Raw genomic sequence first — 5,953 nt, forward strand, 5'->3', positions numbered from 1 at the left:
TAGGGCGGATAAGCGAAGCGCATCCGCCGTAACCACCCTCTCCCACTCAAACTACTTTTGCTCAAGCGCCCACTGATACAGGGCGTTTTTTTTCACCCCGGTAATCTTCGCCCCCATCGCGGCCGCCTGCTTGACCGGCAGTTCCTCCAGCAGAATGCCCATCACCCGCTCAGCTTCGGCATCCAGCGTACTGTCCGAACGGTTTGAAGCACCCGCCACCATCAGCACAATCTCCCCCCGCTGCTGATTGCTGTCCGCCCGAACGAACTCCACCAGCTCCGCCAAGGGTGCCAGCCGAATGGTCTCAAAGGTTTTGGTCAGCTCACGGGCAATCACCGCCTCACGGTCACCCCCCATCACCTCGGCCATGGCTTCCAGGCAGGCCAGCACCCGATGCGGCGCCTCGTAGAAAATCAGGGTGCGCGACTCGGCGGACAGTGCCTCCAGCCACTGGCGGCGGGCATTCGCCTTGGGCGGCGGGAACCCTTCGAAGGAAAAGCGATCTGAAGGAAGGCCTGACGCACTGAGCGCCGCGACCATGGCGCAGGCACCCGGTACCGGTACCACATTCAGGCCGCGCTCGCGCGCTGAACGCACCAGCCGATAGCCGGGATCTGACACCAGTGGCGTACCGGCATCGGAGATCAGCGCCACCGACTCCCCGGCGGCCACCCGATCCAGAATTTTTTCGGTGCGCTCACTATCACTGTGGTCGTGGTAAGCGATGCAGGGGGTGGATATGGAAAAATGTGACAGGAGTCGCGCACTATGGCGAGTATCCTCCGCCGCAATCAACGCCACTGATTGTAGAATTTCCACCGCACGGGGTACCATATCGGCCAAATTGCCAATAGGCGTGGCGACAACATACAGAACACCGGCCGCGGCGGTACTCGAACTGCCACTGGATGCCAGCGGATCTGATGTCGTGTTGGAGGTCATAAACGTGCCTTATCGTCTGGTTGCACTCACATCGTAAGCTGTATTAGTGGAGAACATCATCATGCAATACCGGGGATATTTGTGCACCCTGCTCGCGCTTTTGGTCTGGCTTCTGGCCAGTTGCAGCAGCACACCTCCGATGGAAACCCCGGCGGATGAGCCCCCCCTGTCCCGGGAGGCGATTGAAGCCCGCGTCAAAACACTAGTGGATCAGGCCCGCGCCAGCCAGTCGCCCGAACGCGAAGGTTATCTGCTGGAAGCCGCCAACCTGCTGGTCGAACAACAGGAGTACGACTGGGCCCGCAACCTGCTGACCTCCATTGATAGCCGCCAACTGGATACCCGCGGATTTTTGCTGCACACCGAGCTGTTGGGCTCAGTGGCACTGAATGAAGGGTCTTACTATCTGGCCGAACGCATTCTAACCAACCCCCGCCTTGAACAACAGTGGCAGACCATGGCGCCGGAGCGCGAGCTCGCGCTGCGTGAGTTGCGCGCCCATTTGTACCAGCGCACCGGCGATGTCATCGCCAGCGTCAATGAACGCATGCTCATGGACTCACTCCTCAGCCCCGAGGAACCGGCGAGCGCCGAGAACCGGGAACAGCTCTGGCAGAGCCTGATGTCCCTGTCTCTGGTGGAGTTGGAACAGGCCATCAGTGGTGAGAGCCAGACACCGCTGCGCGGTTGGCTCGAACTGGCCGCGATCAGTAAAGACAATCAGGCCAATCTTGAACGGCAGCAAGCCCAGGTGGATCAATGGCAGAGCGCCTGGCCCAACCATCCGGCCAGCAATAACTTGCCCAACGATCTGCAACTGCTACGCCGACTGATTGAACAACAGCCCCGGCAGGTCGCGCTGCTGCTCCCCGAGGAAGGCACCCTGGCCCGAGCCGCTGATGCCGTTCGCGACGGTTTCCTCAGCGCCTACTATCGAGCCGGACATGAGCAGAGCCGGCGCCCCCAGATACGCCAATACAACACTAGCGCCAGCGATGACATTCTGGCGCTGTACGAACAGGCCATGGCCGAAGGTGCCGATCTGGTCATCGGCCCACTGGATAAGGACAAGGTCCGGCAACTGCATGAACAGGATCTGCTGCCTATTCCCGTGCTGACCCTCAATTACGTTGACAGCACTCTGAATGAAGAGCGGCCCGAAGCGCCCGAGGGCCTGTATCAGTTTGGCCTCGCCTCGGAGGACGAGGCCCGTCAGGTGGCCCGTCGCGCCTATCAGGAAGGCCACCGCAACGCCATGATCCTCGCTCCGGACCGCAACTGGAGTGCGCGCAGCGCCCAGGCCTTCACCCGGGAGTGGCAAGCGCTGGGCGGCGAAGTCTCGATCGACAGCCAGTTTCCCGGCAGCGGTGATTATTCCCGGATCATTCAGCAGGCGCTGTTGATTGATCAGAGCCAGGCCCGCCGACAGACCCTGACCCGCCTGCTCGGCAGCGCCCTGGAATTTGAGCCACGGCGGCGCCAGGACCTGGACATGATTTTCCTGATGGCCGATCCCGAGCAGGGCCGTCAGATACGGCCGACCCTGGCATTCCACTACGCCGGCGATCTGCCGGTGTACGCCACCAGTCACATCTACACCGGCGAGCGGGACACCAAAAGCAATCGGGACCTGAACGGAGTACGTTTCAACACCCTGCCCTGGCTGCTCAACGGCGAGTTCGAAGAGAAAGCCACGCTGGCCGAACACAGTCGGGAGGCGGCCATTTACAGCCGTCTGCACGCGCTGGGTGTGGACGCCTACCGGCTCTACCCGCGCCTGCCCCAGTTGGAACAGATCGAGGATGCCCGACTCTACGGCGCCACCGGCGCGCTGCGCATGCGCGCCGGTGGCCGGATTGAGCGGGAGCTGGTCTGGGCCCAATTTCAGGGGGGAGAAGCCCGGCCCATGGCCGCCGCTACCCCACGTGACAACGCGCTTCAGGAGGAATTGCGTGATGACTTACAACCGCCCGGCGAGCGCTGAGGCCGGAAAAGCCGCCGAACAGGAAGCCGAACGTTATCTGGCGGCACAGGGGTTGACGGTCCGGGACCGAAACTACCGCTGCAAAGCCGGAGAGATTGATCTGGTCATGGCCGATGGCAATGCGCTGGTCTTTGTTGAAGTTCGACTGCGCCGCCATAACGGCTTTGCCTCGGCAGCCGAAACCGTGGATTTTCGCAAGCAGCAAAAGCTGATTCGCGCCGCGCAGCACTATCTGCAGCGCACCGGACTGACCGATCGGGTCGCCTGTCGTTTCGATGTGGTGGCGTTCGATCCGCGCCGCGCTGCCGGCGCCCCAATAACCTGGCTCAAAGACGCGTTCAGCGCAATTTGAGCCCGTCACTCGAAAACGGGACATCCTATGGAACAACGGGTCATCACCCTGTTTCACGAAAGCATTGAGGCCACCATGCAGACCGGTGAAAGCCTCGCCCCACAGATTGTTCACGCCAGTGAAGTGATGGTCGAAGCGCTGCTCAACGGCCACAAGATCCTCACCTGCGGTAACGGGGTCTCCGCCGCTCAGGCGCAGATTCTCACCAGCAGTCTGGTACACCGGTTCGAGCAGGAGCGGCCCAGCCTGCCGGCGCTGAATCTGGGCGCCGACATGATCACCCAGACCGCCATTGCCGCCGACGGTGGCGGCAATGACGTCTACGCCAAACCCCTGCGAGCTCTCGGGCAGGATGGCGACGTACTGGTGCTGATCACCAGCACCGGAAACGCCGGCAGCCTGTTGCAGGCCATCAGCGCCGCCCACGACCGCAACATTCGGGTAATCGCACTCACGGGCGGCGACGGTGGCGACGCCGCCGCCCTGCTCGACCACCGGGACATCGAACTGCGCGCGGCCCTGCCCTCGGCGATACGCATTCACGAAGTGCACCTGCTGACGATTTTCTGTTTGTGTGATTTGATCGATCAACATTTATTCGGAGGATTCCACTGATGGCTCGTCCACGCTTTTTGGGATTGCCCGCCGTTCTGTTGACCGCACTGCTATCGGTGCTCGGAGGCTGCACTACCATTGTCGATGCCACTACCAGCGAGCCCATCCAGTTAAACCCCGGGAAACGCTCGCTGGGCATGCGCATTGACGACTCCCAAATCGAGACCATTGCCAGCGTCAACATCAACAAAACCCACCAACGCCTGGACGATTCCCCTATCGACGTGCACAGCTACAACGCCGTGGTATTGCTGGTGGGTCAGGTACCCAACGCCGAGCTGCGCAGCCTGGCCGGCAAAACCGTGGATGCCATCCACAGCGTCCGGCAGGTGCACAACGAGCTGGAAGTCGACGCGCCGATCTCCTTCATGACCCGAAGCCACGACAACTGGCTGACCACCAAAGTCAAAACCAAGCTGTATGCCAGTCGCGATGTCGAGGGCGGCCGGGTCAAGGTGATCACCGAAAACGCCAGTGTGTACCTGATGGGTCTGGTGTCCCGGGCCGAGGCCGATCGAATCACCGATATTGTCAGCCGCACTGGCGGTGTGGAGCGAGTCGTGCGAGTATTTGAATACATTGACTGAGGCGCCGGTCACCCCGGCGCCTGAATAATAATTTCATCCCCGGTAAAAGGATTCGCGTTATGGACGTTTCAACCATCGTTGTTCTGGTACTGATCGGCGCGCTGGTGTTCTACCTGATCAGCGTTTACAACCGCCTGGTCGCACTGAAAAACCGATTTCAAAATGCCTTTGCCCAGATTGAAGTACAGCTCAAACGCCGCTACGACCTGATCCCCAACCTGGTCGAAACCGCCAAGGCCTACCTCTCCCATGAACGGGAGACCCTCGAAGCCGTAACCCAGGCACGCAACCAGGCCCTCGTCGGTCTCAACGCCGCCCGCAGCGCGCCCGGCGACCCACAGGCCATGGCACAACTGAGCGGCGCCGAAAACAGTCTGGCGGGGGCACTGGGCCGCCTGAACATGGTCATGGAAGCCTACCCCGATCTGAAAGCGTCCCAGAACATGATGCAGCTCAATGAGGAGCTCACCAGCACCGAAAACAAAGTCGCGTTCGCCCGCCAGGCGTTCAACGACTCGGTCATGACCTACAACACCTATAAGCAGAGCTTCCCACCGGTCATTCTCGCCAGACACCTCGGCCATCGTGAGGATGCCGCGTTGCTGGAGTTTGACGACAGCGAAGCCATTCAGGCCGCCCCCAAAGTCTCGTTCAAATAAGCCCCGGCCGCCCCGGTATGGATTTTTTTGAACACCAGGAGCTGGCTCGCCGCAACACCCGTCGCCTGGTGGTGTTAATGACGCTGGCGGTACTGAGCATCATTGCCCTCACCACGTTGGTATTCGTGGTCGCCAGCGTCGGTTTGACCTCGGTGCAAACGGCCGGCGGTGGCGGCTACTGGCGACGCCTGCTCGAACAAGTGGGTTGGCAACCCATCGCCTGGATTTCTCTGATGGTCGGCTTGCTGGTTCTGGTCGGCAGTGGCTTCAAATGGTTGCAGTTGCGCGCGGGTGGGCAGGCCGTGGCCGAGGCCCTGGGCGGCCAACTGATTCCCGGCAACAGCCAGGAACTGCCCCGGCGACAACTGCTGAATATTGTCGAGGAAATGGCCATTGCCTCCGGCACACCGGTTCCCCCGGTGTACGAGCTGAATGAAGCCGGCATCAACGCGTTCGCTGCGGGCCACGGCCCTCACGACGCGGTCATTGGGGTCACCCGTGGCGCCATGGAGCAGCTTTCCCGGGATGAATTGCAGGGAGTAATTGCGCACGAGTTCAGTCACATCCTGCATGGCGATATGCGCCTGAACCTGCGCCTGGTGGCGGTGCTGAACGGCCTGCTTCTGATCGGTCTGCTCGGCCATATTCTGGCGCGCAGCGGTGCCCGCCGAGGACTGCGTCGCCGCTCCAATCAGGGCAATGTCGCATTGATCGGACTGGGACTGATCATCCTCGGCGCTGTCGGCACCTTCTTCGGTAACTGGATCAAGGCGGCGGTGAGTCGTCAGCGGGAGTTCCTGGCAGACGCCTCGGG

7 protein-coding genes are annotated in these 5,953 nt (G+C 61.4%); 6 read left to right on the top strand and 1 reads right to left on the bottom strand.

Features of this window, described 5'->3' with window-relative positions; translation table 11 throughout:
* Nucleotides 1-51: 51 nt before the first annotated feature.
* Complete coding sequence (gene rsmI / locus B3520_RS16590) at nucleotides 52-942, bottom strand: 16S rRNA (cytidine(1402)-2'-O)-methyltransferase (protein WP_286805820.1); 891 nt, start codon at nucleotides 940-942, stop codon at nucleotides 52-54.
* A 61-nt stretch (nucleotides 943-1,003) separates the two neighbouring features.
* Between rsmI and B3520_RS16595 the strand changes: the two genes are divergently transcribed.
* The 6 genes from B3520_RS16595 to B3520_RS16620 all read left to right on the top strand — a co-directional run.
* On the top strand, nucleotides 1,004-2,926 hold the full coding sequence (locus tag B3520_RS16595; protein WP_286805821.1) for a penicillin-binding protein activator: 1,923 nt from the start codon (nucleotides 1,004-1,006) through the stop codon (nucleotides 2,924-2,926).
* Complete coding sequence (locus B3520_RS16600) at nucleotides 2,898-3,278, top strand: YraN family protein (RefSeq protein ID WP_286805854.1); 381 nt, start codon at nucleotides 2,898-2,900, stop codon at nucleotides 3,276-3,278. Before B3520_RS16595 ends, B3520_RS16600 begins: the two co-directional genes overlap by 29 nt.
* Nucleotides 3,279-3,305: 27 nt before the next feature.
* Complete coding sequence (locus tag B3520_RS16605; protein WP_024460839.1) at nucleotides 3,306-3,893, top strand: SIS domain-containing protein; 588 nt, start codon at nucleotides 3,306-3,308, stop codon at nucleotides 3,891-3,893.
* Nucleotides 3,893-4,480, top strand: a complete 588-nt coding sequence (locus B3520_RS16610) for a BON domain-containing protein (protein WP_286805823.1) — start codon at nucleotides 3,893-3,895, stop codon at nucleotides 4,478-4,480. The genes B3520_RS16605 and B3520_RS16610 overlap by 1 nt, the downstream gene beginning before the upstream one ends.
* Before the next feature lie 59 nt (nucleotides 4,481-4,539).
* Complete coding sequence (locus B3520_RS16615; RefSeq protein WP_286805825.1) at nucleotides 4,540-5,139, top strand: LemA family protein; 600 nt, start codon at nucleotides 4,540-4,542, stop codon at nucleotides 5,137-5,139.
* 17 nt (nucleotides 5,140-5,156) lie between these two features.
* The coding region (locus B3520_RS16620; protein ID WP_286876454.1) for a M48 family metalloprotease at nucleotides 5,157-5,953 on the top strand (797 nt) is incomplete at its 3' end.

Source organism: Marinimicrobium sp. UBA4509 (assembly GCF_002388575.1).
Classification (GTDB): Bacteria; Pseudomonadota; Gammaproteobacteria; order Pseudomonadales; family Cellvibrionaceae; genus Marinimicrobium; species Marinimicrobium koreense.

Bases quoted from the DNA above. Each gene is read 5' to 3' on its own strand.
- B3520_RS16595 (WP_286805821.1), top strand. From the start codon at position 1,004: ATGCAATACCGGGGATATTTGTGCACCCTGCTCGCGCTTTTGGTCTGG.
- B3520_RS16605 (WP_024460839.1), top strand. From the start codon at position 3,306: ATGGAACAACGGGTCATCACCCTGTTTCACGAAAGCATTGAGGCCACC.
- B3520_RS16615 (WP_286805825.1), top strand. From the start codon at position 4,540: ATGGACGTTTCAACCATCGTTGTTCTGGTACTGATCGGCGCGCTGGTG.
- B3520_RS16610 (WP_286805823.1), top strand. From the start codon at position 3,893: ATGGCTCGTCCACGCTTTTTGGGATTGCCCGCCGTTCTGTTGACCGCA.
- B3520_RS16600 (WP_286805854.1), top strand. From the start codon at position 2,898: ATGACTTACAACCGCCCGGCGAGCGCTGAGGCCGGAAAAGCCGCCGAA.
- rsmI (WP_286805820.1), bottom strand. From the start codon at position 942: ATGACCTCCAACACGACATCAGATCCGCTGGCATCCAGTGGCAGTTCG.